The following is a 25,365-nucleotide window of genomic DNA, read 5'->3' on the forward strand; positions in this document are numbered from 1 at the left end:
CGATGCGAACAGCGCGGACGGTGGCTTGGCGTGATGTTCCCGGAGAAGGGAAAAAAGGTCGACTGCTCGCAGCGACCGCCGGGTATGGAGTGCTCCGTCGGTTGGATTTTACATGGCACCAAGATGGATATCTTGGGTTGATCCGTGAATGGCCCTGGGCAAGACAGCCCCCCCCCTTTGAGAGACGATGCGACACATCTTGCTTGACATAGGAGCTTCAATACGGCGGCCGAATCGTTCTTCAGCAGCCAGAAGAAGGAGCGCATCCGCAAACGGATCTACAAAACCCGCGACTTGGCCCGATCGGATGTGTTCGACTACATCGAGGCCTTTTACAACCGAACCCGCCGTCACAGTCACCTGGGCGGCATCAGCCCCGAGGCCTTTAAGAGCCGTTAACAAAACCTACTTGATGCCATCGGCGTATGCCCTCATCTGGCAGGCATGAAATGGAAAGCCATCAGCCAGAAGCTCTGGCAATCCTTACAGCCCCTGTTGCCTCCACATCAATACCCGCCTAGTTTTGGCACTACGGCCCCTGCAAAAGCCTCGAACGGCGATTCCGGCCGCCAGCAGGCGGCCGGCTAGCGGCCACGCACGAACGCCACAACGGCCGCCAACGGGCGGCCGTTTGCTTTTGGAGCGGAAAGGGGGTCAACGGACAACCGGAGGCCGCAGCCGCCGCGCAGCGGCGGACCGGGCGAGGATTGCGCCCTTGACGCCCTTGGAGAGACCCACGCTCCGTGGCAAAGCCCGGGCAGTTGAAGCGCCGAAGGGCGCACACCTGCCCGGGATTGCCTCACGGCGAGTGCAGGGTGTGGGGCGGAGCCCCACGGTGTTGGGGTTTGCTACATACGCCCTCGTTGTATCTACAATGTAGACACATTCCGGAAGCCGGCCTAGAATGCGAGTATCTACAATGTAGATACAAAAGGAGATTGAAATGCAACTGACTGTGAAGAAGTGGGGCAACAGCCCGGCTGTGCGCCTGCCGGCTGCCGTGATGAAAGAAGCGAACCTCACGCTCGACCAGCTCGTCGAGGTGCACGCCGAGAACGGCCGCATCATCATCGAGCCTGCGCGCAAGGCCTACAGCCTGGAAGAACTGTTGGCTCAGTGCGACCCCAAGGCGGCGATGCCGGACCTGTCTGACTGGCACGACATGAAGCCGCAAGGGAAAGAAGTATGGTGAGACGCAACGCCTTCGACCGCGGCGACATCGTGCGCGTCTGCCTCAACCCAATAGCCGGCCGCGAAATGGAGGGCGACTACCGGCCGGCGCTGGTGCTGTCCAAGGCCGCTTTCAACCGCCTCGGCGTCGCCCTGGTCGCGCCGATCACCCAGGGCGGCAACTATGCCCGCGTCGCCGGTTTCGCCGTCAGCTTGGCCGGCTCCGGCACCGAGACCCAAGGGGTCGTCGTGTTGAGCGCCGTGCGCATGCTCGACCTCGAAGCGAGGAGGGCGGCCAAGGTCGAAACCGTTCCCGATTTTGTGACCCAAGATGCGCTCGCCAAGCTCGAGGCAATCATCGCCTGACCGCCGGCGCATGGGGTCGAAGTGAGACGGGTGACTGGTAATACCCGTCTTTTTTGCCATTTTGGCAGTTTTGGCACTTCCAACACCCCCCGTCTTTAGTCTCATTTTGAGACTCCTGCATGGTAAGCTCGGCCTCCCAAATGTCATTTTCAGGACTCGCTCATGTCATCGAAACTGACCGCGTCGACGCTGTTAGCTGCCGCGCTCGTCACCATGCCTTTGGCTGCCTCGGCCAACCCCAAGCGGTGCGTATCGCCGAAGGGGAAGAGCCTCTTTACCGACGAGGCATGTCCACCGGGATACACGGCCAAGGCGCTCAACCCGGATTCCTCTCTGACAATCATCAACGGCCGGGCCGATCGTGAACGTGATGCGGCCTACGCGAGGAACAATCCGCCGGTGGTCGCATACACGCCACCCGTGGTTTATGCGACGCCCGGCGTACCATGCTGGAAGCTATTCGAGGACAAGCGGGCGACGCACTGGCGCTTGATGAACAGTCGGGCGAAACAGAACGACCTGACAAGGCTTCGGAATCTCGAATGGCAGATTAGCCATAGAGCCTGTAAAGACCAATAAAACGCCTTAAAAATGCATTTGACATTATAAAGGTAATGTCAAAAATTATGCGGAATTTGTGGGGGACCTGGCCCTCTCGGATCGGCTCCGATGCCGGTGTTTGCATCCCCGCAGCAACCCTCCCGGTCATTGCCGGCTTTGGCCGGCATGTTTCGCGGGGCTTCAGTCTTGATTCTGGCGAATCAACCTCGGGTGCTTCAGGAGCGTCACGCGGGATATTTCGGAGCGCGCAGCCGGTTTTGTTGGCAATGCCAAGGCGGATATCGAGCACCGTCACCACCGTCAGATCTTGTAATGCCTGACTGCCGCCGGCGCGTTTATTTAACGGGTGTTGTGTTTCATGATTCATTGAGTGTTGCCGAACTGACTGGATGGAGGCACACGAATATGGACGGCACGACGGGTGACATGCTTGGGTATCTGCGGTCCGCGCCATGGCACCCAGAGCAAGCCGGCAAACAGCCCCCCCGACTAAGTATCTTGGCTAATAAATAACATAATATAAATTATGCGAACTAGCGTTTATGGATTTACGGATTTAATCGACGTCACTTTGTCCCGCTCCTTCCACGAAAATCCTGCGCCCGGTTCATGCTGTTCCGGGCGCAGGATGGATGGAACTCAATCGCGGAAAACCGGCGTCTCGCCGGTGAGCGTCGCTATCGCCGCTTTTTCCAGGTCTTCGGACAGTAGCATCGCCGCGTTCCATTGCGCGACGAAGGCCAGGCCTTCTTGTACGCCGTGGTCGCGGCTGTAGTTCAGCACCTGCTTCGTGCCGCGCACCGCCAGAGGCGAACGGCTGGCTATCGTCTGTGCGGTTTCCAGCGCTGCGGCCAGCACGCTTTCCTGGTCCGGCAGGATGCGGCTGACGAGGCGCGCGTTGCGCGCTTCTTCGGCCGGAATGTCGCGGCCGGTGTACGCCCATTCACGCGCCAACCCTTCGCCGACCACGCGAGGCAGGCGTTGCAGGCTGCCGACGTCGGCGACCATACCCATCGCGACCTCGCGCACGCTGAAGCGCGCGTCCTGGCTCGCGTAACGGATGTCGGCGGCCAATGCGATATCGAGGCCACCGCCGACGCAGGCGCCGTGGACCGCGGCGATCACCGGTTTGCGGCATGCCTCGAGGCTGTTGACGCTGGCCTGCAGCGCGACGATCAGCGCGTGCAGCTTTTCGCGCAGGCGCGCCTCGCACTTGTCCTCTAGTTCGCCGGACAGGCTGGTCAGCATGGTCAGGTCGAGTCCGGCGCAGAAATGCTTGCCGTTGCCGGCGAGCACGACGGCGCGTACTTCCGGCGTGCGATCGCACCACTCCATCGCCTCTCTCAGTTCTCGCCACAATACGGCGTCGAGCGCGTTCGCCTGTTGCGGGCGGTTGAACAGCAGGCAGGCGACGGCGCCGTGTCGTCTGAGTTCCAGCGTCTTCCAGTCCATCTTGGTCTCCTTGTTTTAATTACGTTTTTTCGGAATCCACGCCCAGACCATTTCGCAGGCGATCGGCGCTTCGCCGCTCTGGTCGGTGACGATCACCGGCACGGTGACGTCGCCCTTGTCGCTGCGGTGAAACGCGTCGATCTGCTCCGGAGTCAGCGTCGCCTCCGCGCGCATATCGCCCTGCGAGCGCTTGAGGTAGTTCACCTTCATCGACTTGAGCAGCATCAGCTTGTCGTCGGGCACGTTCATGCCGACGACGAAACCGGTCGCGGTCTCGGCCAACAGCGCCATCGCCGCAGCGTGCACGCCCTTGATGTGGTTCTGCACCTTGCGGCGGTTGCGCACCGAGACCACCACCTGCTGCGGGGTGACCTGGTCGAAGCGCAGGCTGGCGGTGCCGAGAAACGGCACCAACCTGGAAAACAGACGGGTCAGGACGACGCTTCTGAGGCCGGTCGGCAGGCCGTTGCAGCGCGCGGCAAGCCGGCTCATGCGGTTCTGGATTCGGTTCATGGATTCCTCGTGGGGTTTTGTCGTTTTAGGTTTTGGTATCAAACGCCGGGCGTGATGCCCAGTTGAACACGCAAGGCGGACTTCACGTGTTCGAGCAGATCCGGCGCCATGCGCGCCAGTTGCAGCGCGCCTTGCAGGCCTGCGTAAAGAATGTCGGCGGTTTCCTCGTCGCGGCCGATGGCGGCGAGACTGCCCTCCTCCCTGCCCTGCCTTACGATGGCGAGTGCCCAGGCGCGCATGTCGACGACGAACAGCGCCGCCTCGGCCTTCAGCTCGTCGGGCAAGGTGTGGAACTCGGCCGACAGGCTGCCGCTCGGGCAGATCTGTTGTTCGTTGAGGAAATAGGCGTCGGACAGCGCGAAGAAGCGCTCGAGCTGTGCTCGCGCGTCGAGCTTGGCCGAGGCCTCGATATAGCGCGCGAGGCGCCGGCGATAACGGCGCACCAGCTCGACGCCGAGGTCGACCTTGTGCGGAAAGTGGTAGTGGATCGCGGCGTTCTTCACGCCGAGCTCGCGGCTGATGTGCTGGTAGCTGAAACCGTTGAAGCCGCGGCCGAGCCACAACAGCTCGGCGAGGTCGAGAATCTTGCTGCGGGTGTCGTCGCGCGCGGTCAGGGGCTGTGGTGTTGTCATGAAGGCACTCTACTTACCGGTCAGTAAGCTTGTCAATTTTCGGGATTTTATGAGTATGCTGGCTGGGCGAATCGGTTAAGATGAGGGCGATTTCGCCATCCAACTCATTCCTTACGACAGCATGAAACTCAAGTTCAGCAAGATGCACGGCCTCGGCAACGACTTCGTCGTGATCGACGGCGTGCGCCAGACCGTGACCCTGGCCCCGGAGCGCATCCGCGAGCTGGGCGACCGCCATTTCGGCATCGGCTTCGACCAGCTCCTCTTGGTCGAGGCGCCGCGCGAGGCCGACAACGACTTCCGCTACCGCATCTTCAACAACGACGGCGGCGAGGTCGAACAGTGCGGCAACGGCGCGCGTTGCTTCGCGCGCTTCGTCACCGAGCAGCGGCTGACCAACAAGCCGGCGATCCGCGTCGAGACCGCCAAGGGCGTGATCGTGCCGCAGCTGGAAAAGGACGGCAGCGTGAAGGTCGACATGGGCATGCCGCGCTTCGTGCCTGCCGAGATTCCCTTCCTTGCCGAAACCGAGGCAGTCGACTACCCGCTCGACGCGGCAGGCAGGACCTGGCAGGTCAGCGTGGTGTCGATGGGCAACCCGCACGCGGTGCAGGTCGTCGACGACGTCGATACGGCGCCGGTCGCCGAAGTCGGCGCGGCGATCGAGACGCACGAGCGCTTTCCCGAGCGCGTCAACGCAGGCTTCATGCAGATCGTGTCGCGCGGCGAGATCCGCCTGCGCGTGTTCGAGCGCGGCGCCGGCGAGACGCTGGCCTGTGGCACCGGTGCGTGCGCGGCGGTGGTTGCCGGCATCCGCCGCGGCCTGCTCGATGCGCAAGTCAAGGTTCACACCCGCGGTGGCGACCTGACCATAGAATGGGCCGGTCCGGGCCAGCCGGTCTACATGACCGGTCCGGCGGTCACGGTGTTTTCCGGTGAGGTCGAATTCTGAATAGCCTGATCAACGATTGAGGTGGCGATGCACAGCGACGAGGTTTTGGCGTTTCTCGAGGCCGATCCGGCCTTCCTGAAGATTCACGCGGAACGGTTCGGCCTGAAGCCGTCGGCCGAGCGGGTGGTGGTACCGCTCGCCGAGCGGCAGCTACTCGAACTGCGCGACCAGAAGCGGAATCTGGAAAGCCGTCTCACGCAGCTGATGGCGCACGGCGACGCCAACGACCGGATCATAGTGCGCACCCACCGCTTGTCTCTCGCGCTGTTGGCCGAGGACGAGCTCGAGGCTATGGTGGCGGCGATGCTGTCGGCTTTCTCCGACGCATTCGGCCTCGACCGCGTGGCGATCCGCTTGTGGCATCCTGCCGCCGAGGCCGCGCCGGCCCTCTACAACTCACGCGAAGCGGTGCGCCAGCTGGCGCGCAATCTTGCCGCGCCCTACTGCGGCCCCTACGCCAACGACGAGGTGCTCGGCTGGTTCCCGGCTCAGCCGGTGCTGCAATCGTTCGCGCAGCTGCCCTTGCGCGAGCCGGGACGCGAGCCGTTCGGCCTGATGGTGCTCGCCAGCGACGACGCCGAGCGCTTCGCCTTCAGCATGCACACACAGTATCTGGCGCGTATCGGCGAACTGGTGTCGACGGCGCTGATCCGCGTGCTCGCCGGCTGATTCGTCGGTTCATTAAAAAAAGCTCGGCCAACCTTCAAAGGTTGGCCGAGCTTTTTTTAGGATAGCGATCAGGATTCGTTGGCGGTCTTCAGCACGGCACCCAGCGAATCGATCACCGTCGTCCGCATCGGGATGCCGACGGCGACGCTCTGTGAGACGGTACAGAAGTCTTCGAAGCTCGCGAGGATGCGCTCGAGTTTGCCGTAGTCGGTGGCCGGCAGGCCGAGCCGCAAGGTGACGGCGATGCCGGTCACGCGCAGCCGGCCGCGCTCATTGCGATCGACCTCGCACTCGGCCTCTGCCAGCAGCGGCGCCTCGGGCTCGTGATGCTTGCGCAGAGCGAACAAGAGACTCGCCGTCAGGCAGTTGGCGACCGACGCGAGCAAGAGTTGCGTCGGCGACGGGCCACTGCCTGCGCCAAGAGGCGGCGGCTCATCGGCCAGCAGCGACAGGCCGTCGTCGAAACGCGTGTCGAACCGATAGTCCTGGCGCTGCGACAGCGTCAGCCGGATCACTTCTTCAGCCATTGCCCTCCTCCTGGTGCTTGTCACGAGACGGTTCGTTCTCAAGGCTGGCGGAGCCCTCCACAAAGCGGTGTCGCTCGTGTCAGTCGAGCGCCGAGTCAAGCACCTCGATGAAGCGCGCGTTCTCGTGCGGCAGGCCTATCGACACCCTGAGGCTGTTCGGCATCCTGTAGCTCGCCAACGGCCTTACGATCACGCCGTTTTTCAACAAATACTCGTTGAGCAGCTTGGCGTCGCCGACGTGGAAGGTGACGAAGTTCGCCCACGAGCGGATGTACGGCAGGTCCAACCGTGCCAGCGCGTCGGTGATCGCCTTCATGCCTTCCTGGTTGAGCTTGATCGTTCTGGCGATGAACTCGTCGTCGTCGAGCGCCGCGCAGGCGGCCGCCTGCGCGAGGCTGTTGACGTTGAACGGCGCGCGCACGCGGTTGACCAGGTTGGCGACGCTCGGGTGCATCAGGCCGAAGCCGACGCGCAGGCCGGCCAGTCCGTAGGCCTTCGAGAAGGTGCGCGATACGATCAGGTTCGGGAACGCCGCCAGCTGGCCGACGCTGTCGAACTTCGATTCGGGCGGCAGGAATTCGACGTAGGCCTCGTCGAGCAGCACCAGCACGTCGGCCGGCACCGCCTCGAGGAATTCGAGCAGTTCGCCCGGTTTGATCAGCGTGCCGGTCGGGTTGTTCGGGTTGGCGACGAAGACGAGCTTGGTCGACGCTTCGATCGCGGCGAGCATCGCGTCGAGGTCGTGGCCGTAATCGCGCGCCTTGACCTCGATCGAGCGCGCGCCGGCCATCTGCACCGCCAGCGGGTAGCCGGCGAACGCGTATTCGGAAAACACCGCCGAGTCGCCCGGCGCCAGGAAGGCGCGCGCGACCAGCGCCAACAGGTCGCCCGAACCGTTGCCGAGCACGATGGAATCGGTGCCGACGCCGAACTTGGCGGCGATCGCCGCCTTCAGGTCGTAACCGTTGCCGTCCGGGTAGCGCGCAAGGCCGGCGACGGCGCTTTCGAGTGCGGCGCGAGCCTTCGGCGGCAGGCCTAGCGGGTTCTCGTTCGACGCCAGCTTGACGATGTCAGACTCGGCCAAGCCGATCTCGCGCGCGAGTTCGGCGACCGGCTTGCCCGGCACGTAGGGGTCGATGGCGCGGATGTAGTCGGGGGCAAGCGCTTGCAGGTCCATCGCCATCCTAGCCCGCCACCGCCGGCAGCCAGCGGTCGGCCGCGTGGTGGCGGTAGGTCTTCAGCGCGGCGACCAAGTCGTCGATGTCGGGGTGAGCGGTCACCAGCGGGCGGTTTTCCTCGCGGATGAAGCCCTCGCCGATGGCCCGGTCGATCTGCGCCATCAGCGGGTCGTAGAAGCCGTCAAGGTTCAACAGCGCGACCGGCTTCTGGTGCAGGTGCAGCTGCGACCAGGTGATCATCTCAAACAGCTCCTCGAAGGTGCCGAAGCCGCCCGGCAGCGCGACGAAGGCGTCGGAGCGCGCCGCCATCTGCGCCTTGCGCTGGTGCATCGACTCGGTGACGACGAGTTCGGACAGGCCGTCGTGCGCGACTTCCTTGTCCTTCAGGAAGCCCGGGATGATGCCGAGCACGCGGCCGCCGGCCTCCAGCGCCGCGTCGGCGACCGCGCCCATCAGGCCGATGTTGCCGCCGCCATAGACCAGCGCCAGCCCTTCTTCGGCGACGCGCCGGCCGAAGGCTTGCGCGGCGGCCAGATACTGCGGGCGCGCGCCCGGATTGGCGCCGCAGAAGACGCAAATCGATTCGAGTTCCATTCTTGTTCCCCTTTACAGCACCGCCACCGGGTAGGAACCCAGCACCTTCACGTAGGCGGCGCGCTCGGCCAACCCTTCGAGCGCCAGTTGCAGCGCCTTGTCGTCGTGGTGGCCTTCCAGATCGATGAAGAACACGTAGTCCCACAGGCCGGCGCGCGACGGGCGCGACTCGAACTTGGTCATCGACACGCCGTTGTCGGCCATCGGCGCCAAGAGCGAATGCACCGCGCCCGGCCGGTTCGGCGCCGAGACGACGATCGACGTCTTGTCCTGGCCGGACGGCGCGACGTCCTGCAGGCCGAGGATGAGGAAGCGCGTGGTGTTGTTCGGCTCGTCCTCGATGTTCTCGGCGAGTTTGATCAGGTTGTAGCGCTCGGCGGCCGACTGGCCGGCGATCGCGGCGAAGCTGTCGTCCTCGCTCGCCAGGCGCGCCGCTTCGGCGTTGCTCGCGACTGACACGCGCTCGACGTCGGCCGGCAGGTTCTTGTTCAGCCATTCGTGGCACTGCGCGAGCGACTGTGCGTGCGAATACACGCGGCGGATGCCGTCGAAGCTCGGCGTCTTGCGCTGCAGGTGATGGTGGATGCGCAGCACCACCTCGCCGCAGATCTTCAGCGGTGTGTTGACCAAGAGGTCGAGCGTGCGGCCGACCGCGCCCTCGGTCGAGTTCTCGACCGGCACCACCGCGTAGTCGAGCTGGCGTGATTCGACCAGGCGGAACACCTCGTCGATCGATGCACAGGCGACGGTGTGCGCGGCGTGGCCGAAGTGCTTGACCGCCGCCTGCTGGGTGAAGGTGCCTTCCGGGCCGAGGTAGGCGATGGACAGCGGACGTTCGAGCGCCAGGCACTCGGACATGATCTCGCGGAACAGCCGCGCGACCGATTCACCCGGCAAGGGGCCGGGGTTGATGTCCTTGATGCGGCGCAGGACCTGAGCCTCGCGTTCGGGGCGATAGACGACGCCGCTCCCCTTGATTTCGCCGATCGTGCGCGCGTGTTCGGCGCGTTCGTTGAGCAGATTCAGTACCTGGGCGTCGATGCTGTCGATGGCGTCCCGATGTTTTTTTAGCAGTTCTTCCGACACGTTCTCAGTCTTTCAGGATGACAGGTGGCCTTTACCAATCGGGTAAGTTTCCGCGAGATGGCCGGGCGTCGCAAGGACTGTCGCGACATTTCCCGGGATTTGGTGCCGCACGGGCTCGGCCAACCCCGCACCACGCCTCACCAGGTTGGCGACGGTCACCGAAAAGGTGGGGGGGCAGATAGGAGGCGAACAGCGCGGCCAGCAGCGCCGCGAGCGGTCGCGCAGCCGCCACGCGGTTAGGAAGGTGCCCTTCATGTCGGCGAGCCAGCCGTGTGGCGCGACACGGTGTCGAGCGCGGCGAGCGCGAAGGTCTCGCGGCTCCAGCCGAAGTCGGCGGTCATCGGCGCCATGAAGAAGCTGAAGCCGTGACGGATGCCCATGCTGAGTGAGACGATCACGCCGCCGTAGATCAGGGTGCGGTCCATGATGGGGTTTTCCTCGCGGGGAGGCTCCAGCCTAAAGGCTCGGCCGACCTTCGGGCAATAAAAAACCCGCCGACGGCGGGTTCGTGAGGTTGGCCGAGGTCGCGCCGCGCTCAGCCGCGCTGGCGCGCGAAGTCGAGCATGAAGTGCACCAGCTGCTTCACGCCTTCGATCGGCATCGCGTTATAGATCGACGCGCGCATGCCGCCGACCGCGCGGTGCCCCTTCAGCTGCACGAGGCCGTTCTTCTTCGCCTCGGACAGGAAGGCGTCGTCGAGCGCCTCGTTCTTCAGCTTGAACACGACGTTCATCTGCGAGCGGTAAGGCGCCTCGATATGCGTGCTGTAGAAGCCGTCGCTCGACGTGATCGCGTGGTAGAGCAGCCCGGCCTTCTCGGTGTTGCGCGACGCCATCGCCTTCACGCCGCCCTGCTCCTTCATCCACTTGAACACCAGGCCGGCGATGTAGATCGGATAGGTCGCCGGCGTGTTGTACATCGAGTCGGCGTCGGCGTGCGTCTGATAGTTGAGCATGGTCGGCAGGTCGGCGTGAGCCTTGCCGAGCAGGTCTTCGCACACGATGACGAGCGTCAGCCCGGACGGGCCGATGTTCTTCTGCGCGCCGGCGTAGATCAGGCCGTATTTGCTGACGTCGATCTCGCGCGACAGCAGGTCGGACGACATGTCGCACACGAGTGGCACGTCGACGTCGGGGACGAAGTCGAACTGCAGGCCGCCGATGGTCTCGTTCGATGTGTAGTGCAGATACGCGGCGTCAGGATCGCACTGCCAGGCATCCTGCGTCGGCACGTAGCTGTAGTGGCGGTCCTCGCTCGAGGCGACGACGTTGACCTTGCCGTAGCGGCGCCCTTCCTTGATCGCGAGGCGCGACCAGTGGCCGGTGTCGACGATGTCGAAGCTTCCCTTGTCGCCCAGCAGGTTCAGCGGCACCATCGCGAACTGCAGGCTGGCGCCGCCCTGCAGGAACAACACCTTGTAGTTAGCCGGGATCGCCATCAGTTCGCGCAGGTCGTGCTCGGCGTCGTGGATGATCTCCATGAACTCCTTGCCGCGATGGCTCATCTCCATCACGCACATGCCGGAGCCGTGCCAGTCGAGCATCTCGCTTTGCGCTTCGGCCAGCACTGCGTGCGGCAGGACCGCCGGGCCGGCGGAGAAGTTGTACACCTTGGCCATCTTGAGCGTCTCCAACTTTCAGGATGTTTGCAAAAGGAAGTGGGCGCGCGCGACGGCGACCGGCCGGGCCGGATCGTCCTGCCACGCCTCGATCAGCATGTGCGCGACGCGCTTGCCCTGCTTGGTGATCGCGCAGCGCGCGTACAGCGTTTGCGCGCGGCCCGAACGCAGGTAGTCGAGCGAGAAATCGACGATCTTCGGCGTCTCGAGCGATTCGCGGTTCCAGATCAGGTGCAGCATCGCGGCGTTTTCGAGAAAGCCGCCGATCAGGCCACCGTGCAGCGCCGGCAGCGTGGTGTTGCCGACGTTCTTGGGATCGAACGGCAGCGAAAACAGCAGTTCGCCCGCGTCGTCCTCGGCGAACTCGACGCCCATCAGCTTCGCGTACGGAATCTCATCGATGATGTCCCGGTAGCGCTTCTGATCGCGCATCTCGAGCAGTCGTTCCATGAAGGCGCTCATTGGCCTGCCCCTTCGCGCCACATCGGCCGCGGGTTCGATTCGCGCATGAAGGTCGCGACTCCGTGCGCGATCGGGTCGTTCGGGTCGTCGTGGTAGCAGACGGCGCGGGTGAAGCCGACCTGGCCGGCGAGCCGGTAGCACTCGGCGGTGCAGTGGATCGCCTTGCCCGGGGCCGCGGCCTTCAGGTAGTCGATGCGCAAATCGAGCGTCGCGATCGTTTCGAGCTCGGCCAACCTGGCGGCGACTGCGATCGCACTGGTGGTATCGACCAGCGACGTGATCACGCCGCCGTGGACCACGCCGCTCGCCGGGTTGCCGACCAGGTCCGCGCGCCATTCGAGCCTGAGCGTCGGCCTGATGCCGTCGCAGCCGACGTACTCGAAACCGAGCGTCTTGCAGTGCGGCAGGCCGGCGAAGATCGCACTCAGCGTTTCGAAGACGGCGGGGTTGGCCGGCGTCGCACTCATGCGTCGGTGTCTTCCGTGGCCGGACCGGCTTCGCCGTCAGCCGCTTCGGCTGCTTCGCTCAGGATCTCGTCTTCCTCGGCTTCGGCGACCTTTTCGATGCCGATCAGCTTCTCGCCCTCGTCGAGGTTGATCAGGCGCACGCCCTGCGCTGCACGGCCGGTCTCGCGCACCTCGGCGACCTTGGTGCGGATCAGCACGCCGCCGGTGGTGATCAGCATCACGTCGTCGCTTTCCTCGACCAGGATCGCGGCGACGAGGCTGCCGTTGCGTTCGCCGGTGTCGATCGCGATCACGCCCTGCGTGCCGCGGCTGGTCAGGCGGTAGTCGCCGACCGGCGTGCGTTTGCCGTAGCCGTTTTCGGTCGCGGTCAGCACCTGCTGCGCGTCGTCGTTGGCGACCAGCAGCGAGATCACGCGCTGCCCCTCGGCCAACGCCATGCCGCGCACGCCGCCGGCGGTCCGGCCCATCGCGCGCACGTCGGTCTCGACGAAGCGCACCGACTTGCCGGCGTCGGAGAACAGCATGATCTGGTCGGCGCCGGCGGTCAGCGCGACGCCGATCAGCTTGTCGTCGTCATCCAGGTTGATCGCGATGATGCCGGCGGTGCGCGGGCGCGAGAAGTCGATCAGCGAGGTCTTCTTCACCGTGCCGGTGGCGGTGCACATGAACACGTACTGGTCTTCGCGGAACTCCTTGACCGGCAGCACCGCGTTGATCTTTTCGCCGTCGGCGAGCGCGAGCACGTTGACGATCGGCTTGCCGCGGCTGGTGCGGCCGCCCTGCGGCACGTTGTAGACCTTGATCCAGTAGCAGCGGCCGAGGCTGGAGAAGCACAGCAGGTAGTCGTGCGTGTTGGCGACGAATAGCGTCTCGACGAAGTCGTCTTCCTTGGTCGCCGCCGCGAGCTTGCCGCGGCCGCCGCGGCGCTGGCTCTGGTAGTCGCCGACCGGCTGCGCCTTGATGTAGCCGCCGTGCGACAGCGTGACGACCATGTCCTGCGGCGTGATCAGGTCTTCGATGTTGATGTCGCCGCCGAACGGCTCGATCTCGGAGCGGCGCGCGTCGCCGAACTGGGTCTTGATCGCGGTCAGCTCGTCGGAAATGATCTGGTTGATCCGCTCCGGACGGTCGAGGATGTCGATCAGGTCGAGGATCACGTCCATGATGTCGCGGTATTCGCCGACGATCTTGTCCTGCTCGAGGCCGGTCAGGCGCTGCAGGCGCAGGTCGAGGATCGCCTGGGCCTGGGTGTCGGACAGGCGGTAACCGTCGTCTTTCAGGCCGAAGGCCTCGGCCAACCCTTCGGGGCGGGCCTTGGCCGGATCGACGCGCGACAGCATCTCTTCGACCAGGCCCGAGCGCCACGCACGGCCCATCAGGCCGGCCTTGGCCTCGGCCGGGTTGGCCGAGGCCTTGATCAGCGCGATGATCTCGTCGACGTTCGACAGCGCGACCGCCAGGCCTTCGAGCACATGGCCGCGTTCGCGCGCCTTCCTGAGCTCGAACAGCGTGCGACGCGTCACCACCTCGCGGCGGTGGCGCAGGAATTCTTCGAGGATCTGCTTGATGTTCAACAGGCGCGGCTGGCCGTCGACCAGCGCCACCATATTGATGCCGAAGCTGTCCTGCAGCTGCGTCAGCTTGTACAGGTGGTTGAGCACCACCTCGGGCATTTCGCCGCGCTTGAGCTCGATCACCACGCGCATGCCGGACTTGTCCGACTCGTCGCGCAGGTCGGAGATGCCCTCGATCTGCTTGTCGCGCACCAGCTCGCCGATGCGCTCCAACAGGCGCGCCTTGTTCACCTGGTACGGGATCTCGTCGACAATGATCGCTTCGCGGTCGCCCTTGCCGATCGGCTCGGTGTGGGTGCGCGCGCGCATGATCACGCGGCCACGGCCGGTGCGGTAGCCTTCTTTCACCCCGGCGGTGCCGTAGATGATGCCGGCGGTCGGGAAGTCCGGCGCCGGGATGATGTCGATCAGTTCGTCGATGGTCAGTTCGCCGTTGGCGAGCAGCGCGAGACAAGCGTCGACCACCTCGTTGAGGTTATGCGGCGGGATGTTGGTCGCCATGCCGACGGCGATGCCCGAACTGCCGTTGATCAGCAGGTTCGGGATCTTGGCCGGCAGGATCAGCGGTTCGTGCTCGGAGCCGTCGTAGTTCGGGCCGAAGTCGACCGTGTCCTTGTCGATGTCGGCGAGCAGTTCGTGCGCGATGCGCGCCATGCGGATTTCGGTGTACCGCATCGCGGCGGCGTTGTCGCCGTCGACCGAACCGAAGTTGCCTTGGCCGTCGACCAGCGGGTAGCGCAGCGAGAAGTTCTGCGCCATGCGCACGATGGTGTCGTACACCGCGGTGTCGCCGTGCGGGTGGTATTTACCGATCACGTCGCCGACGATACGCGCCGATTTCTTGTATGCGCGGTTCCAGTCGTTGGACAGCTCGTGCATGGCGAACAGCACGCGGCGGTGCACCGGCTTGAGGCCGTCGCGCACGTCGGGGAGCGCGCGCCCGACGATCACGCTCATCGCGTAATCGAGGTAGGAGCGGCGCATCTCCTCTTCCAGGCTGATCGGAATCGTTTCCTTGGCGAAAAGCTGATCTGTCATGGGTAAATGGGCAATCGCTTTTGATGGCAAATACCGAGGATATTACCACGGCGACCCCTATAACGGCAGGCTCGGCCAAGCTTTATGACAATAAAAAAGCCGGCCCGCGGGCCGGCTTATAGCGCTTTGCGCGTCTAGCGGGTGGCAATCCTCAGCCGGCCTTCGAGGTGGCTGATGCCCCACGCCATCAGCATGGTCAGCCCCAGGTAGATGAAGGAAATCGTCAGATACGGCTCCCAGTAGCGCGAGTAGACGCCGGCGACGGTGCGCGCGGCAAAGGCGAGCTCGGCCAACCCTATCGCCGACACGAGCGAGCTGTCTTTCAACAGCATGATCGCCTCGTTGCCCAGCGGCGGCAGCATGCGCCGGAAGGCCTGCGGGACGACGACAAACTTCATCGCCTTGCCGTAGGACAGGCCGAGCGAACGCGCCGCCTCCATCTGCCCCTTGTCGATCGACTGGATGCCAGCGCGGAAGATCTCGGTGATATAGGCGCCGGCGTTCAACGTCAGCGCCAACAGGCCCGAGAAGAAGGCGCCGTAGTTCTGGCGGATTTCGCGTGCCAGTTCGCCGCTAATCAAGAGGCCGTCGGCCGGGTGGACCAGCGTCGGCATCAGCGCGAAGTGGATCAACAGGATCTGCACGAACAGCGGCGTGCCGCGAAAAAAGGTGACGTAGGCGGCAGCCGGCCAGCGCACGCCGAACTTGAGCAGCCATTTGAGTGCGCCGTGGCGGGCCTCGGCCAACCTCGCTACCCCCATGAAAAGCCCGATCAATACCCCGAAGAAAACGGCGATCAAGGTGATGCCGAGCGTCATCTTGATCCCGTCGATAAACAGGGGCAGATACTCGGCGATCATCTGCCAGCGAAATTCCATGATGTCCTCCCTGCGAACATCGTATGCGTCGCCTCGTGGGCGACCGGCCCCGCCGTTCTTGGTTTGCATACCGTGCGGGGCGTCGAAAAACCGCCGCTGCGCGATCGCGAAGGGACGGGCCGAACTCAGCTACCGAAGTATTTCTTGTAGATCGTGTCGTAGGTGCCATCGGCCTTGATCGCGGCCAGGCCCTTGTTGATCTTCTGCACCAGCTCGGCATTGCCCTTCTTCACCGCGAAACCATAGAATTCCGGCTTGAAGCTCTGCGTGTCTTCGACGGTGGCCAGCCCGCTGCCCGGGTTGTTCTTCACGTAGTTGATGACCACGCCGTTGTCGCCGACCGACGCCTCGACGCCGCCGCTTTCGACTTCCTTGAGCGCGAGCGGCATGCTCTCGAAGCGCTTGATGTCCGGGCTGGTCTTGCCCAGCAACTTCTGCACCACCGCGTCGCCGGTGGTGCCGGTCTGGACCGAGACCTTCTTGTTCTTCAGGTCCTGGAACGACTTCACACCGGCCACGCCCTTGCCGACCGCGATCAGTTGACGCGCCTCGAAGTAAGGATCGGAGAAGTCCATGCTCTCTTTGCGCTCGTCGGTGATGGTGACCGACGAGGACACGATGTCGCGGTCACCCTGTTCGAGCGTCGCGAAGATGCCTTCCCACGGCGTGTTGACGAACTTGACCTTGAAGCCCCCTTTTTCGGCCGCGGCAGACAAGACGTCGACCGAGAAACCCGCCACTTCGTTCTTGTCGTTCTGGAATTCGAATGGCGCGTAGGCGGCATCGCTGGCGACGATGTATTCCCTCACGCCGGCTTCGGCGGCCGGTGCCGAAGCGGCCGGGGTCGCCTCGTCTTTTTTGCCGCACCCACTGGCGGCCAGAACGGCGGCGACCATGCCTACCAGAACCCATCTTCTATTTAAATTCATGCGGGATCTCCCTCGTATAGCGTCGATTGATCTTATTGGAGCCGGTTCGCGCCCGGCCGGGCGCAAGGCTCTTTCATGGTAATATAAATTTCGCTTCCCTTCTTAAAATTGCAGATTGTATACGGTTACGCTTTCGTCATGAATTTCAAAGATTTCAGAAGTCTTTGCGCGCTCTGCCTGCTCGGCGCAAGTCTCGCCACGCCGGCCTTCGCGTCGCTCGAAGACGCTCCCTTGCCCGGCGACTATCAGCCCGCCGCCCCGGCCCGAGCCAAGAAAGCCGCTCCGCGCGCGGCAGCACCTGCAGCCGCCCCCGCTACCGAACGTCCGGTCAGTCGCAACGCTTCCGCCCAGCCTGAGCGCACTTATGTAAAAGCCGCCACCAAGGCCGGCAAACACGGCAAGACGACTACTTCGCGCGCGAGTCGCCACGGCAAGGCCCACCCAGGCAAGGCAAAAGCAGCGCACGGCCGCAAAGCGGCGCCTGGCAAGCATTTGAAACGACCGCAGGCAAAGGCGACACAGGCTGGTCACGGCAAGAAAGCCCCCCGCAAGGCGGCCGCTTCTTTACGCAAGGCGGCGGGTAAAGCGGTGAAATCTTCCCGAGGCAAGACGCCGACCCACGCGAAGAAGTCGCACACCGTGAAAAAAACCGCAAAACGCCAGGTTTCTAGGACCTCGGACGTCCGCCAGGCCAAGCGGTCGTCGAAGGCCGGAGCGCACAAGACGAAGCATGCGGGCAAGTCGGCAAAGCATGTCGCCAAGATGCCAGGCAAGCGTCAGATCAAAGCGAAGCCGGCAAAGCACCCGGCCGAGGCCAAAGCCAAACGTCGTCGTTAACGCTTGCGGCGCGTCTGCGCACACGGCATAATCCGACCCCTACGCCGGCGTAGCTCAGTTGGTAGAGCAGCTGACTTGTAATCAGAAGGTCGAGGGTTCGACTCCTTTCGCCGGCACCAAATACGACGGGCCTTGCAGCGCTGCAAGGCCCGTTTTGCATTCCGGTCATTTGCACGCCATTTACATGGCGCGTGTAAAAGAGTATCGATTTTCGTATAAGCCCCCCGCCACCTACCATACAGAAGCCATCTTCTGGAGGCCTTGCAATGTGCGGCCGCTTCGCGATCTACTCCCGCTTTACCAAACTCGGGTATCAGCTCGACCTCGACTTGCCGCCGCGCTACAACGTCGCGCCGAGTCAGAGCATCCCGATCATCCGCTCGGCCGACGCCGGCGGCTACGAGGTGGTCGACGCGCACTGGGGCCTGATCCCGTTCTGGGCCAAGGACCGCAAGATCGGCTACAGCACCATCAACGCGCGCGCCGAGACGGTAGCCGAGAAGCCGGCGTTCCGCGCCGCGTTCAAGCAGCGGCGCTGCCTCATCCCGGCGTCCGGCCTGTACGAATGGCAGGACACCGGCGGCGCGCGCAAGCAGCCGTGGTTCATCACCGACGCCGCCGGCGACGGGCTGGCGTTCGCCGGACTGTGGGAGCGCTGGACCGACCCCGCCACCGGTGAGTTGCTCGACAGCTGCAGCATCATCGTCGGGGCAGCCAATGACCTGGTGCGACCGATCCACGACCGGCTCGCCTGCATCCTGCCGCCCGAGCACTACCGCGACTGGCTGGCGCTGGACGCACCGCCACCGCTCCTGCATTCCCTGCTCGAACCCTGCCCATCCGAATGGCTGCGCGCCTGGCCGGTGTCGCCGGCGGTCGGTAACGTCCGCAACGCCGGTCCCGACCTGGTCGCGCCGTTGTCGGGCGCATAAACCCTCCCTATTCCTCTTTCCCCGGCCAGTCGATCCCGCGCATTTTGAATTTGTACGATATCAGTTTAAGCCTCTATAAGGATCTTGTGGTGTTCGGCGTGGTGGATCGTTTTGAGCAATAACGGCGGCTGCGTGGTAGCGCGCTCGGCCGTGGGTATCCCGGCGTTCGGCCGGTTATTCCAGATTGCTGCGCTGTGCAAGCGCCACGGCGTCGCGCGGTGTTCAGCTCGAACTACACGCTGTATGGCGACTTATCGCGCCGCATGATGGCGGTGTTGGCCGAGCACGCGTCCGGGCAGGAGGTGTACAGCATCGACGAGGCTTCCTTGCGGTCCTGCAGGCGCGCAATGAGCGAGCCACCAGGCAAGAACCTGCCAACCAGCAAGGGTCAGGAGACGGCGACGACCAAACACCGTTGCCGCTCAGGATCAGCGAGAGATCAGGGATTCGAAGTACACAGGCGAGCGGCGGCCCGGCCCAACGGCTGATGAGGTAGTGCCGATGGCCTTGGCAACAGGGCCGTCACCTGAGCGGCTTCCATGAGGGGAGCTCAGGTGTTTTCTAGCAGCACAACCAACCGGAGAAAGAGATGACCGAGGCAGTAAAGAAAGGCGATTCCGTGACGTTCAAGGCCAAGCACCGGGAGGGTGCCGGCGCGGGGGCCGCGGTTCGCCCCGTCGCGAAGGGCTTCCATATCGACATCAAGATCAACGGCTGCGGTGAGATCCGCGTGCGGCCGGCGCAGGTGCTGCGCGCGGCCTCATTGCTGATCGCCCTGCGGAGATAAGTGAACGTCTGGCAAGGAGTAGCAGGCATCGCGCCGCGCACACCGTCAGGACGGTCATCGATGCCAACAAGAGCAGACGTTACTTCGCAGGCTTTTTGCCAGCGGCCAAGGGCTTCATGTGCGTGATATGACCTAACTTGATGCGAACGGCTTTCTCGATGGTAATGAGGTCGTGGAGCACTTTAACGGCCTCGGCATTCTTCCCGTTGGTGAGCCCTTGGTGAAGGCGGCTTTCCAGCTCTTTGGCATCCCCCTTGTCGTTAAGGGGGACAGGGAAAAGCAAGCGAATCACGTCGGCGTCAATCTCCCGCGTTCCCATGGGTTGTCTTGCTTCATCGTCCGTCTCGAGAAAAATTTTGTATTTCCCATTTTTCGTAAGGGCCGCCCCGATCAGTCTGATTGCCTTTTCCATTTTTCAGGTCGCTCTATCAATTTTGGATGGCTAGGGTACAACGTTCCCGCCTTGTTCGGAGGTTTTTGAGCTTAGAAGCCTCTTGCGGGGTTGGCCATCCCGATATATCCGCACCGCGTACGCGCCGCACACCGCAGGCTGGTCAACGCTCACTGCCTTGTGGGTCAGCGCAGGAGATCGGCAATGCAAAAGCCCCGCATCTGCGGGGCTTAGTAGAGCAACGATTCAGCGCGACTTACAGCGGCTGAATGTTTGTTGCTTGCGGGCCTTTTTGGCCCATGCCTTTGGTGTAGCTCACCTTCTGGCCTTCTTGCAGGGTCTTGAAGCCATCTGCCTTCACTTCGGAGAAGTGCGCGAACAGATCATCGCCACCTGCATCAGGGGTGATGAAGCCAAAGCCTTTTGCATCGTTAAACCATTTAACGGTACCGGTTTCCATAATGTATTCCTTAATTATTCAGATAAAGAGCTTTCGCTCGGGATGCATGACGATCAAGGGATAGATATTGGAACAAGGCGTGCCGTTTTGAGGTGCTTACGATGTAACGATAAGTTTACGCTTGAAGATCCTGCATCACCGTTATACGCACCTAAGCCAGGCCAGTCAAACAATATCAAAAACTTATTGTACGGCGACCCGGATTCCATGACCTCGGTCATTTGGATAAGACGCCCGGGCCGCCACCCTCTCTCCTCCATCTTGCATGGAGTTCTGCCCCGCCCACCCGCGGGGCTTTTCTTTTCCGGAGCCCGCCATGACCAAGCACTGCAACGGCAGCTCCATCTGCTACAGCCCGTAGGAATGGCGGATACCCTTCGACGCGATCGAGCACCGCGCCCGCCGCCGAGCATGGCTCGAGTTCGTCGTGCTCCTGGCCTGCCTCCTCATGTTGCTGCAGTGGTATGGAAGCCCCCTTCCTGAACCGGCATTGCGGTGCCACAGTGAGTTTGCAACCGACTCACCGATTGAAGGGAGCGTCACCATGAACATTAGAACGATCGGGCTGGATCTGGCCAAGAACGTGTTTCAGGTTCACGGCGTGGATGAGCATGGCAAGGTGGTGCTGCGCTAACAGGTAGCTTGCCCACAACTGTCGGCGTTCTTTGCCAACCTGCCGCCCTGTCTAGTCGGCATGAAAGCGTGTGGTAGCGCCCACCTTGGCCGAAGGCATGGCCGCCGCAGGCCAGCCGGCATATCACCTGGCAGATGTTCCGCTTGATGCTGTGGTTAGGCTCATGAATAAGTGCCACCCACAAAATCGGTCAGGTCTAACGCCATCTCGGGCACGTCTTCAATCCTGCGCCGGCCAAAAGCGCGAAATATGCCTGCTTGCGGATTCAGATAGACGGCAAAAAGCCCTACAATCCTGCCGCTGGTCTGCCGTTTCGAGTGGCCCGAGTCGTGACGGGGCCTTGGCGTAACCAAACTTTGGATGTCGACTGTGTGGGTTTTGGCTTTTTTTGTCGTGGTAGCGGGTTTGGTGTGTGGCGTGATCTGGCTGGACCGGACGGGTCGGACCTCGCTGGGAAAGGTTCTGCAACGGTTCGACTGGCGTGGCAGGGCCAGCGGCGGCCATGCCCGGGATGGGCAATGGCCGATTAAGTGGGCCATCCCCTCGTGCGAAGATCCGGTCGCGTCCAGGCGTCACGTTCCAACCGCCGCCGGCAACCCGACCCCACGTTCGACAAGAACCGTTGCCCGCTCTGAGCCCGATAGCCATCAGATGCCGCAGTTGGACATCGATTACGACCGGCTGAAGCAGCGATTTCAGTCCAAGATGCCAGCGGAGGCGGCAGAAAGAGACCTGCCGCTCATCGAGCTACCGGAGCTGCAAGGCAACCTGCAAAGTGCCTTTCGACAACGGCGCGACGGGAGGCCGAGAGGACAATCTGCGTCTGCAGGCCAGGATAATGCGTTGCCCGCCATTGACCCCGACGAGGTCAGGGCCAGCCTCCGCCAGATTCATGGTCACCGTTTGACCGGGGCCTCTTCGGCAAGCAGTGTTTCCAGAATCCTGTCCGAACCGAGGGTTGCCGCTCCTAAAGTCCAGGCCGACAAGGCGACTCGCGGGGGATGGCCTTCTCCTCCTGTCCGCCCCACAGTCAAGTCCGACCCGGCCCGCGAAAGACCTGTCGTCGCTCCGGCCATGCCGTTGGCCGAGCCTCCCAAGCCCGTAGAAGCGCAAACACGGGAAGTGCCCCTCTCTGGCGGCGGCACGGAACCCGCACCGGCCGTGAGGGTTTCCGGATCGCCGATGGCCGTGCCCGCCAAAGAATCGGAGAATGCGCCCTCTCCCGCTCCGCTCTCCACTGCTCAAGTCGCGGTAGTCTCTGGTTCGAATGAAGCAACGGCACCCGCGTCAAATACCCAGGGGATGCGGCAGCAACCGATTACCGTACCCGCCGCCCAAGGCGGGGTGCAGGCTGTGGAAAGTCAATCGCCGGCGCCTCCTCCATCAACGCCCCCTTCTTCGATGCCGTGGGTGTTCATCGAAGAAAAGCAGCGCATCGAGCCGAGTCCCTCTCCTGTTGCCGGGCAGGATTTAGTCTGGCTTCAGATAGACGAACGAGTGGTCGACCCCGTTCCGACGGCCACGAACTTCGGCGTGCCCACCACAGACTCTGCCACGCAGCCCCACGCCCAGGATCCAGCAAGGCAAACCATCGTCGAATCTTCTCCGGCACATCTTGCGATGCTGCCCGTCGTTTATGGCGACGCCTGCATGCCGCCGCTCGACCTGCTCCATCCCGCCGACGACGCGGTAGCCGAATGCTCGCAAGACTTGCTGCTGGAACGCGGCATCGTCATCGAGGAGAAGTTGGCCGAGTTCAAGGTCAAGGTGAGCGTGGTCGACGCGTACGCCGGCCCGGTGATCACCCGTTACGAGGTCGAGCCCGCCGTCGGTGTCCGCGGCAACCAGGTGGTCAACCTGATGAAGGATCTGTCGCGCGCGCTGGGCCTGGCTTCGATCCGCGTGGTGGAGACCATCCCGGGCAAGACCTGCATGGGGCTCGAACTGCCGAATCCGACGCGGCAGATGATCCGCCTGTCGGAAATCCTGTCGACCGAGGTCTTCCAGCAGTCGTCTTCGCTGCTGACGATGGCGCTGGGCAAGGATATCGCCGGCGAGCCCGTCGTCATGGATCTGGCCAAGGCGCCGCACCTGCTGGTGGCCGGCACCACCGGCTCGGGCAAGTCGGTAGGCGTCAACGCGATGATCCTGTCGCTGCTCTACAAGGCGTCGCCAGACCAAGTCCGCTTCCTCATGATCGACCCTAAAATGCTCGAGTTGTCGGTCTACAACGACATCCCGCATCTGTTGGCGCCCGTCGTCACCGACATGAAGCTCGCCGCGAACGCGCTCAACTGGTGCGTCGGCGAGATGGAGCGCCGCTACCGGCTGATGAGCGCACTGGGCGTGCGCAACCTTGCCGGTTACAACGACAAGGTCCTCAAGGCGGAGCAGGAAGGCAGGCGGCTTAGCAACCCGTTCAGCCTGACCCCCGACCTGCCCGAACCGCTCGCCCCGCTGCCGTTCATCGTCGTCGTGGTCGATGAATTCGCCGACCTGATGATGGTGGCCGGCAAGAAGATCGAGGAGCTGATCGCGCGCCTGGCGCAGAAGGCGCGCGCCGCCGGCATTCACCTGATCCTCGCCACGCAACGGCCATCGGTCGACGTGATCACCGGCCTGATCAAGGCCAATATCCCGACGCGTATCGCCTTCCAGGTGTCGAGCAAGATAGACAGCCGCACGATTCTGGACCAAATGGGCGCCGAGAGCCTGCTCGGCCAAGGCGACATGCTGTTCCTGCCGCCGGGTACCGGCTATCCGCAACGCGTACACGGCGCCTTCGTCACCGACAACGAGGTGCACCAGGTCGTCGAGCACCTCAAGCAATTCGGCGAGCCGGATTACGTGGAGGGTCTGCTGAGCGGCGAGGCGGAGGCCGAAGAAGACGCCGCCCAGATGCAAGGCAGCAAGACCGCCGCAGAAACCGACGCGCTGTACGACGAGGCAGTGGAAATCGTCTTGCGCACCCGCAAGGCGTCGATTTCCTCGGTGCAGCGCCATCTGCGCATCGGTTATAACCGGGCCGCGCGCCTGATCGAGGAAATGGAGGGCGCCGGCATCGTCAGCGCCATGGAGAGCAACGGCAACCGTACCGTGCTGGTGCCGGAGCGTAACTTCTGATCGGCGCGAAGGGGGCGCGGGCTTATTTGGGGTTGGGTTTCGTCGGTTCGGGCGAGAAGAAGACCAGGTCTTCGGCCAGCGGTACCGCCGCGTCGCGACAGGCACGCGCCAGCTTGTCGAGCTGCTCCGGCGCCAGCGCAGCGCCCGGTTCCGGCGCGCCGACGCCCAGCGTCTGCTCGATGAACTCGCGAGCGACCATGAAAGTTGACGTTTTGCCCCCCTCTTCGACGGCCACGGCGTACAGGCCGTCGGGCATGAGGGTCAGTAAGGTGGGCATGAAGGTCTCCTTGCAGGTAGCGTGACGCGTCCGGACGAAGTATAGGCGCGCAGGACTGACGGATGGTCTTCCCTCTTGGTCGGGATGGATTTTCCCATTGCGTTAGCGATCACCCTATCGTCATGAAACTGACCAGCCAAGGCCCCGCCCGCTCCGATCTCTATGTCACCTCGCACGCCGCAATCCAGGGATTGAAAAAGCTCGGCCAACCTTAGCAAAGGTTGGCCGAGCTTTTCGTCGTATCGGGGACGGCGGTCGGCGCTCGGGCCTAGCCTCGTGCTCAACCGCCGGTCATCGACATGAAGCGCACGATCTTGTCCGGCTTTTCGCGGAATTCGTGCTTTTCCGGCTTGAGTTCGATCGCCTCGCGGATCGCCGCCTCGAGTTCGGCGTCACTACAGCCGGCACGCAACAGCGGGCGCAGCTCGAAGCGCTCTTCCTGGCCGAGGCACATGTAGAGCGTGCCGTCGACCGACAGCCGCACCCGGTTGCAGGTCGCACAGAAGTGCTGCGAGATCGGCGTGATCAGGCCGAGCGTGAAGCCGCCGTCGGGCGTGCTCCAGTAGCGCGCCGGGCCGCCGCCGAGCTCGGCGGTCTGCGGCACCAGGTCGAAGCGTTCGCGCAGACCCGGCAGCACGGTCTGCAGGTCGAGGTAGTGCGCGTTGCGGCCGGTGTCGCCCATCGGCATCGCCTCGATCAGACGCAGCACGAAGCCGTGTTCGATGCAGAAGCCGACCATCGCTTCGATGTCGCCGTCGTTCACCCCCTGCATCGCGACCATATTGAGCTTGATCGGCGCGAAGCCGGCGGCCTTGGCCGCCATCAGGCCGTCCATGATCGCCGGCAGGCTGTCGCGGCCGGTGATGTCGGCCATGCAATCGCGGCGCAACGAGTCGAGGCTGATGTTCAGACGGCTGACGCCGGCTTCCTTCAGCGCCTCGGCGTGCTTGGACAGCTGGGTGGCGTTGGTGGTGAGCGACAGGTCGGTCAGGCCGGGCAAGGCCGACAGTCGGCCGGCAAGTTCGGGCAGGTTGCGGCGCAGCAGCGGCTCGCCGCCGGTCAGGCGCACGCGGCGCGTGCCCAAGCGCGCGAACGCGCCGATCACCCGCTCGATCTCGTCGAAGGTGAGCCAGTTCTCCGGTTCCTCGAAGCCCTTGAAGCCTTTCGGGATGCAGTAGCTGCAACGCAGGTCGCAGCGGTCTGTCACGGAGAGTCTGATGTACTCGATGGTACGGCCGAAGCGGTCCGCCAGCATGAT

Annotated in this window: 28 protein-coding genes, 1 tRNA gene and 2 pseudogenes; 12 read left to right on the plus strand and 19 right to left on the minus strand. The window is 63.6% G+C overall.

Features of this window, described 5'->3' with window-relative positions; genetic code table 11:
• Positions 1–219 precede the first annotated feature (219 nt).
• The 4 genes and pseudogenes from DWG20_RS13145 to DWG20_RS16010 all read left to right on the plus strand — a co-directional run.
• Positions 220–399 (plus strand): annotated as a pseudogene (locus DWG20_RS13145) (IS3 family transposase); the annotation flags it as partial.
• Positions 400–943: 544 nt separating this feature from the next.
• A complete protein-coding gene (locus DWG20_RS13150) occupies positions 944–1,192 on the plus strand; it encodes an AbrB/MazE/SpoVT family DNA-binding domain-containing protein (protein ID WP_181880920.1) in 249 nt (82 codons plus the stop codon).
• The gene (locus DWG20_RS13155; protein ID WP_115434230.1) at positions 1,186–1,536 is read left to right on the plus strand and encodes a type II toxin-antitoxin system ChpB family toxin; all 351 of its coding nucleotides are present in this window, start codon (positions 1,186–1,188) and stop codon (positions 1,534–1,536) included. Before DWG20_RS13150 ends, DWG20_RS13155 begins: the two co-directional genes overlap by 7 nt.
• 162 nt (positions 1,537–1,698) lie before the next feature.
• A complete protein-coding gene (locus tag DWG20_RS16010) occupies positions 1,699–2,115 on the plus strand; it encodes a hypothetical protein (protein WP_147289964.1) in 417 nt (138 codons plus the stop codon).
• On the opposite strand, the gene DWG20_RS16015 is transcribed toward DWG20_RS16010, so the two are convergent.
• From DWG20_RS16015 to DWG20_RS13175, 4 genes are all read right to left on the minus strand, one after another.
• Positions 2,087–2,464 carry a hypothetical protein gene (locus DWG20_RS16015; protein ID WP_147289965.1) on the minus strand — a complete coding sequence of 126 codons (378 nt, stop codon included), beginning with the start codon at positions 2,462–2,464 and terminating at the stop codon, positions 2,087–2,089. The two genes, DWG20_RS16010 and DWG20_RS16015, sit on opposite strands and share 29 nt — an antisense overlap.
• A gap of 272 nt (positions 2,465–2,736) precedes the next feature.
• The gene (locus DWG20_RS13165) at positions 2,737–3,549 is read right to left on the minus strand and encodes a crotonase/enoyl-CoA hydratase family protein (protein ID WP_115434232.1); all 813 of its coding nucleotides are present in this window, start codon (positions 3,547–3,549) and stop codon (positions 2,737–2,739) included.
• 15 nt (positions 3,550–3,564) lie between these two features.
• Positions 3,565–4,062, minus strand: a complete 498-nt coding sequence (locus DWG20_RS13170) for a DUF4442 domain-containing protein (RefSeq protein WP_115434233.1) — start codon at positions 4,060–4,062, stop codon at positions 3,565–3,567.
• A gap of 38 nt (positions 4,063–4,100) precedes the next feature.
• Positions 4,101–4,694 carry a TetR/AcrR family transcriptional regulator gene (locus DWG20_RS13175; RefSeq protein ID WP_115434234.1) on the minus strand — a complete coding sequence of 198 codons (594 nt, stop codon included), beginning with the start codon at positions 4,692–4,694 and terminating at the stop codon, positions 4,101–4,103.
• Positions 4,695–4,815: 121 nt separating this feature from the next.
• Here DWG20_RS13175 and dapF point away from each other — a divergent pair, with 121 nt between their 5' ends.
• A complete protein-coding gene (dapF, locus tag DWG20_RS13180) occupies positions 4,816–5,646 on the plus strand; it encodes a diaminopimelate epimerase (RefSeq protein WP_115434235.1) in 831 nt (276 codons plus the stop codon).
• A gap of 27 nt (positions 5,647–5,673) precedes the next feature.
• Positions 5,674–6,315: a DUF484 family protein gene (locus DWG20_RS13185; protein ID WP_115434236.1), complete on the plus strand. Its 642-nt coding sequence runs from the start codon at positions 5,674–5,676 to the stop codon at positions 6,313–6,315.
• Between the two features lie 68 nt (positions 6,316–6,383).
• Here DWG20_RS13185 and DWG20_RS13190 read toward each other — a convergent pair whose 3' ends face one another.
• The 11 genes from DWG20_RS13190 to DWG20_RS13240 all read right to left on the minus strand — a co-directional run bounded on the left by DWG20_RS13190 (position 6,384) and on the right by DWG20_RS13240 (position 16,666).
• Positions 6,384–6,842 carry an OsmC family protein gene (locus DWG20_RS13190; protein ID WP_115434237.1) on the minus strand — a complete coding sequence of 153 codons (459 nt, stop codon included), beginning with the start codon at positions 6,840–6,842 and terminating at the stop codon, positions 6,384–6,386.
• 79 nt (positions 6,843–6,921) lie between these two features.
• Positions 6,922–8,019: a histidinol-phosphate transaminase gene (hisC, locus tag DWG20_RS13195; protein ID WP_115434813.1), complete on the minus strand. Its 1,098-nt coding sequence runs from the start codon at positions 8,017–8,019 to the stop codon at positions 6,922–6,924.
• A gap of 7 nt (positions 8,020–8,026) precedes the next feature.
• A complete protein-coding gene (locus tag DWG20_RS13200; protein WP_115434238.1) occupies positions 8,027–8,614 on the minus strand; it encodes an LOG family protein in 588 nt (195 codons plus the stop codon).
• Between the two features lie 12 nt (positions 8,615–8,626).
• Positions 8,627–9,700 (minus strand): prephenate dehydratase, encoded by a 1,074-nt coding sequence (gene pheA / locus DWG20_RS13205; protein WP_115434239.1) that lies wholly within the window; start codon positions 9,698–9,700, stop codon positions 8,627–8,629.
• Positions 9,701–9,951: 251 nt separating this feature from the next.
• Positions 9,952–10,125, minus strand: coding sequence for a hypothetical protein (locus DWG20_RS13210; RefSeq protein WP_181880921.1), 174 nt, complete (start codon positions 10,123–10,125; stop codon positions 9,952–9,954).
• Between the two features lie 110 nt (positions 10,126–10,235).
• On the minus strand, positions 10,236–11,318 hold the full coding sequence (gene serC / locus DWG20_RS13215; RefSeq protein WP_115434240.1) for a 3-phosphoserine/phosphohydroxythreonine transaminase: 1,083 nt from the start codon (positions 11,316–11,318) through the stop codon (positions 10,236–10,238).
• 18 nt (positions 11,319–11,336) lie between these two features.
• Complete coding sequence (locus DWG20_RS13220; RefSeq protein ID WP_245944726.1) at positions 11,337–11,768, minus strand: PaaI family thioesterase; 432 nt, start codon at positions 11,766–11,768, stop codon at positions 11,337–11,339.
• 8 nt (positions 11,769–11,776) lie between these two features.
• Positions 11,777–12,247 (minus strand): PaaI family thioesterase, encoded by a 471-nt coding sequence (locus tag DWG20_RS13225; RefSeq protein ID WP_115434242.1) that lies wholly within the window; start codon positions 12,245–12,247, stop codon positions 11,777–11,779.
• Positions 12,244–14,859 (minus strand): DNA gyrase subunit A, encoded by a 2,616-nt coding sequence (gene gyrA, locus DWG20_RS13230; protein ID WP_115434243.1) that lies wholly within the window; start codon positions 14,857–14,859, stop codon positions 12,244–12,246. Before gyrA ends, DWG20_RS13225 begins: the two co-directional genes overlap by 4 nt.
• A gap of 134 nt (positions 14,860–14,993) precedes the next feature.
• Positions 14,994–15,737, minus strand: a complete 744-nt coding sequence (locus DWG20_RS13235; RefSeq protein WP_115434244.1) for an amino acid ABC transporter permease — start codon at positions 15,735–15,737, stop codon at positions 14,994–14,996.
• 125 nt (positions 15,738–15,862) lie between these two features.
• Complete coding sequence (locus tag DWG20_RS13240; RefSeq protein WP_115434245.1) at positions 15,863–16,666, minus strand: basic amino acid ABC transporter substrate-binding protein; 804 nt, start codon at positions 16,664–16,666, stop codon at positions 15,863–15,865.
• 138 nt (positions 16,667–16,804) lie between these two features.
• Here DWG20_RS13240 and DWG20_RS16020 point away from each other — a divergent pair, with 138 nt between their 5' ends.
• The 4 genes from DWG20_RS16020 to DWG20_RS13265 all read left to right on the plus strand — a co-directional run bounded on the left by DWG20_RS16020 (position 16,805) and on the right by DWG20_RS13265 (position 19,222).
• Positions 16,805–17,503: a hypothetical protein gene (locus DWG20_RS16020; protein WP_147289966.1), complete on the plus strand. Its 699-nt coding sequence runs from the start codon at positions 16,805–16,807 to the stop codon at positions 17,501–17,503.
• A gap of 43 nt (positions 17,504–17,546) precedes the next feature.
• Positions 17,547–17,622, plus strand: a tRNA-Thr gene (locus DWG20_RS13250).
• A gap of 147 nt (positions 17,623–17,769) precedes the next feature.
• Positions 17,770–18,435, plus strand: a complete 666-nt coding sequence (locus DWG20_RS13255) for an SOS response-associated peptidase (RefSeq protein WP_115434247.1) — start codon at positions 17,770–17,772, stop codon at positions 18,433–18,435.
• Between the two features lie 589 nt (positions 18,436–19,024).
• Positions 19,025–19,222 (plus strand): hypothetical protein, encoded by a 198-nt coding sequence (locus DWG20_RS13265; protein ID WP_115434248.1) that lies wholly within the window; start codon positions 19,025–19,027, stop codon positions 19,220–19,222.
• A 79-nt stretch (positions 19,223–19,301) separates the two neighbouring features.
• On the opposite strand, the gene DWG20_RS13270 is transcribed toward DWG20_RS13265, so the two are convergent.
• Complete coding sequence (locus tag DWG20_RS13270; protein ID WP_115434249.1) at positions 19,302–19,634, minus strand: hypothetical protein; 333 nt, start codon at positions 19,632–19,634, stop codon at positions 19,302–19,304.
• A 235-nt stretch (positions 19,635–19,869) separates the two neighbouring features.
• On the minus strand, positions 19,870–20,073 hold the full coding sequence (locus tag DWG20_RS13275; RefSeq protein WP_115434250.1) for a cold-shock protein: 204 nt from the start codon (positions 20,071–20,073) through the stop codon (positions 19,870–19,872).
• A gap of 544 nt (positions 20,074–20,617) precedes the next feature.
• Here DWG20_RS13275 and DWG20_RS16510 point away from each other — a divergent pair.
• Positions 20,618–20,791, plus strand: a pseudogene (locus DWG20_RS16510) (IS110 family transposase); the annotation flags it as partial.
• Positions 20,792–21,067: 276 nt separating this feature from the next.
• Positions 21,068–23,830: a DNA translocase FtsK gene (locus tag DWG20_RS13285; protein ID WP_115434251.1), complete on the plus strand. Its 2,763-nt coding sequence runs from the start codon at positions 21,068–21,070 to the stop codon at positions 23,828–23,830.
• Positions 23,831–23,852: 22 nt separating this feature from the next.
• Here the strand turns inward: DWG20_RS13285 and DWG20_RS13290 are convergent, their stop codons facing one another.
• Together DWG20_RS13290 and moaA are read right to left on the minus strand one after the other, a co-directional pair.
• Entirely contained in the window at positions 23,853–24,107 is a 255-nt protein-coding gene (locus tag DWG20_RS13290) for a hypothetical protein (RefSeq protein ID WP_115434252.1), read from the minus strand.
• A 280-nt stretch (positions 24,108–24,387) separates the two neighbouring features.
• Positions 24,388–25,362, minus strand: a complete 975-nt coding sequence (moaA, locus tag DWG20_RS13295; RefSeq protein WP_115434253.1) for a GTP 3',8-cyclase MoaA — start codon at positions 25,360–25,362, stop codon at positions 24,388–24,390.
• Positions 25,363–25,365 lie beyond the last annotated feature (3 nt).

Origin of the sequence: Crenobacter cavernae, from assembly GCF_003355495.1 — a bacterium.
GTDB lineage: Bacteria > Pseudomonadota > Gammaproteobacteria > Burkholderiales > Chromobacteriaceae > Crenobacter > Crenobacter cavernae.

Excerpts from the sequence above, each read along its gene's own strand:
- DWG20_RS13150 (WP_181880920.1), top strand. The coding sequence starts at position 944 with ATGCAACTGACTGTGAAGAAGTGGGGCAACAGCCCGGCTGTGCGCCTG.
- DWG20_RS13155 (WP_115434230.1), top strand. The coding sequence starts at position 1,186 with ATGGTGAGACGCAACGCCTTCGACCGCGGCGACATCGTGCGCGTCTGC.
- DWG20_RS16010 (WP_147289964.1), top strand. The coding sequence starts at position 1,699 with ATGTCATCGAAACTGACCGCGTCGACGCTGTTAGCTGCCGCGCTCGTC.
- DWG20_RS16015 (WP_147289965.1), bottom strand. The coding sequence starts at position 2,464 with ATGAATCATGAAACACAACACCCGTTAAATAAACGCGCCGGCGGCAGT.
- DWG20_RS13165 (WP_115434232.1), bottom strand. The coding sequence starts at position 3,549 with ATGGACTGGAAGACGCTGGAACTCAGACGACACGGCGCCGTCGCCTGC.
- DWG20_RS13170 (WP_115434233.1), bottom strand. The coding sequence starts at position 4,062 with ATGAACCGAATCCAGAACCGCATGAGCCGGCTTGCCGCGCGCTGCAAC.
- DWG20_RS13175 (WP_115434234.1), bottom strand. The coding sequence starts at position 4,694 with ATGACAACACCACAGCCCCTGACCGCGCGCGACGACACCCGCAGCAAG.
- dapF (WP_115434235.1), top strand. The coding sequence starts at position 4,816 with ATGAAACTCAAGTTCAGCAAGATGCACGGCCTCGGCAACGACTTCGTC.
- DWG20_RS13185 (WP_115434236.1), top strand. The coding sequence starts at position 5,674 with ATGCACAGCGACGAGGTTTTGGCGTTTCTCGAGGCCGATCCGGCCTTC.
- DWG20_RS13190 (WP_115434237.1), bottom strand. The coding sequence starts at position 6,842 with ATGGCTGAAGAAGTGATCCGGCTGACGCTGTCGCAGCGCCAGGACTAT.
- hisC (WP_115434813.1), bottom strand. The coding sequence starts at position 8,019 with ATGGACCTGCAAGCGCTTGCCCCCGACTACATCCGCGCCATCGACCCC.
- DWG20_RS13200 (WP_115434238.1), bottom strand. The coding sequence starts at position 8,614 with ATGGAACTCGAATCGATTTGCGTCTTCTGCGGCGCCAATCCGGGCGCG.
- DWG20_RS13210 (WP_181880921.1), bottom strand. The coding sequence starts at position 10,125 with ATGGACCGCACCCTGATCTACGGCGGCGTGATCGTCTCACTCAGCATG.
- serC (WP_115434240.1), bottom strand. The coding sequence starts at position 11,318 with ATGGCCAAGGTGTACAACTTCTCCGCCGGCCCGGCGGTCCTGCCGCAC.
- DWG20_RS13220 (WP_245944726.1), bottom strand. The coding sequence starts at position 11,768 with ATGGAACGACTGCTCGAGATGCGCGATCAGAAGCGCTACCGGGACATC.
- DWG20_RS13225 (WP_115434242.1), bottom strand. The coding sequence starts at position 12,247 with ATGAGTGCGACGCCGGCCAACCCCGCCGTCTTCGAAACGCTGAGTGCG.
- gyrA (WP_115434243.1), bottom strand. The coding sequence starts at position 14,859 with ATGACAGATCAGCTTTTCGCCAAGGAAACGATTCCGATCAGCCTGGAA.
- DWG20_RS13235 (WP_115434244.1), bottom strand. The coding sequence starts at position 15,737 with ATGGAATTTCGCTGGCAGATGATCGCCGAGTATCTGCCCCTGTTTATC.
- DWG20_RS13240 (WP_115434245.1), bottom strand. The coding sequence starts at position 16,666 with ATGAATTTAAATAGAAGATGGGTTCTGGTAGGCATGGTCGCCGCCGTT.
- DWG20_RS16020 (WP_147289966.1), top strand. The coding sequence starts at position 16,805 with ATGAATTTCAAAGATTTCAGAAGTCTTTGCGCGCTCTGCCTGCTCGGC.
- DWG20_RS13255 (WP_115434247.1), top strand. The coding sequence starts at position 17,770 with ATGTGCGGCCGCTTCGCGATCTACTCCCGCTTTACCAAACTCGGGTAT.
- DWG20_RS13265 (WP_115434248.1), top strand. The coding sequence starts at position 19,025 with ATGACCGAGGCAGTAAAGAAAGGCGATTCCGTGACGTTCAAGGCCAAG.
- DWG20_RS13270 (WP_115434249.1), bottom strand. The coding sequence starts at position 19,634 with ATGGAAAAGGCAATCAGACTGATCGGGGCGGCCCTTACGAAAAATGGG.
- DWG20_RS13275 (WP_115434250.1), bottom strand. The coding sequence starts at position 20,073 with ATGGAAACCGGTACCGTTAAATGGTTTAACGATGCAAAAGGCTTTGGC.
- DWG20_RS13285 (WP_115434251.1), top strand. The coding sequence starts at position 21,068 with ATGTCGACTGTGTGGGTTTTGGCTTTTTTTGTCGTGGTAGCGGGTTTG.
- DWG20_RS13290 (WP_115434252.1), bottom strand. The coding sequence starts at position 24,107 with ATGCCCACCTTACTGACCCTCATGCCCGACGGCCTGTACGCCGTGGCC.
- moaA (WP_115434253.1), bottom strand. The coding sequence starts at position 25,362 with ATGCTGGCGGACCGCTTCGGCCGTACCATCGAGTACATCAGACTCTCC.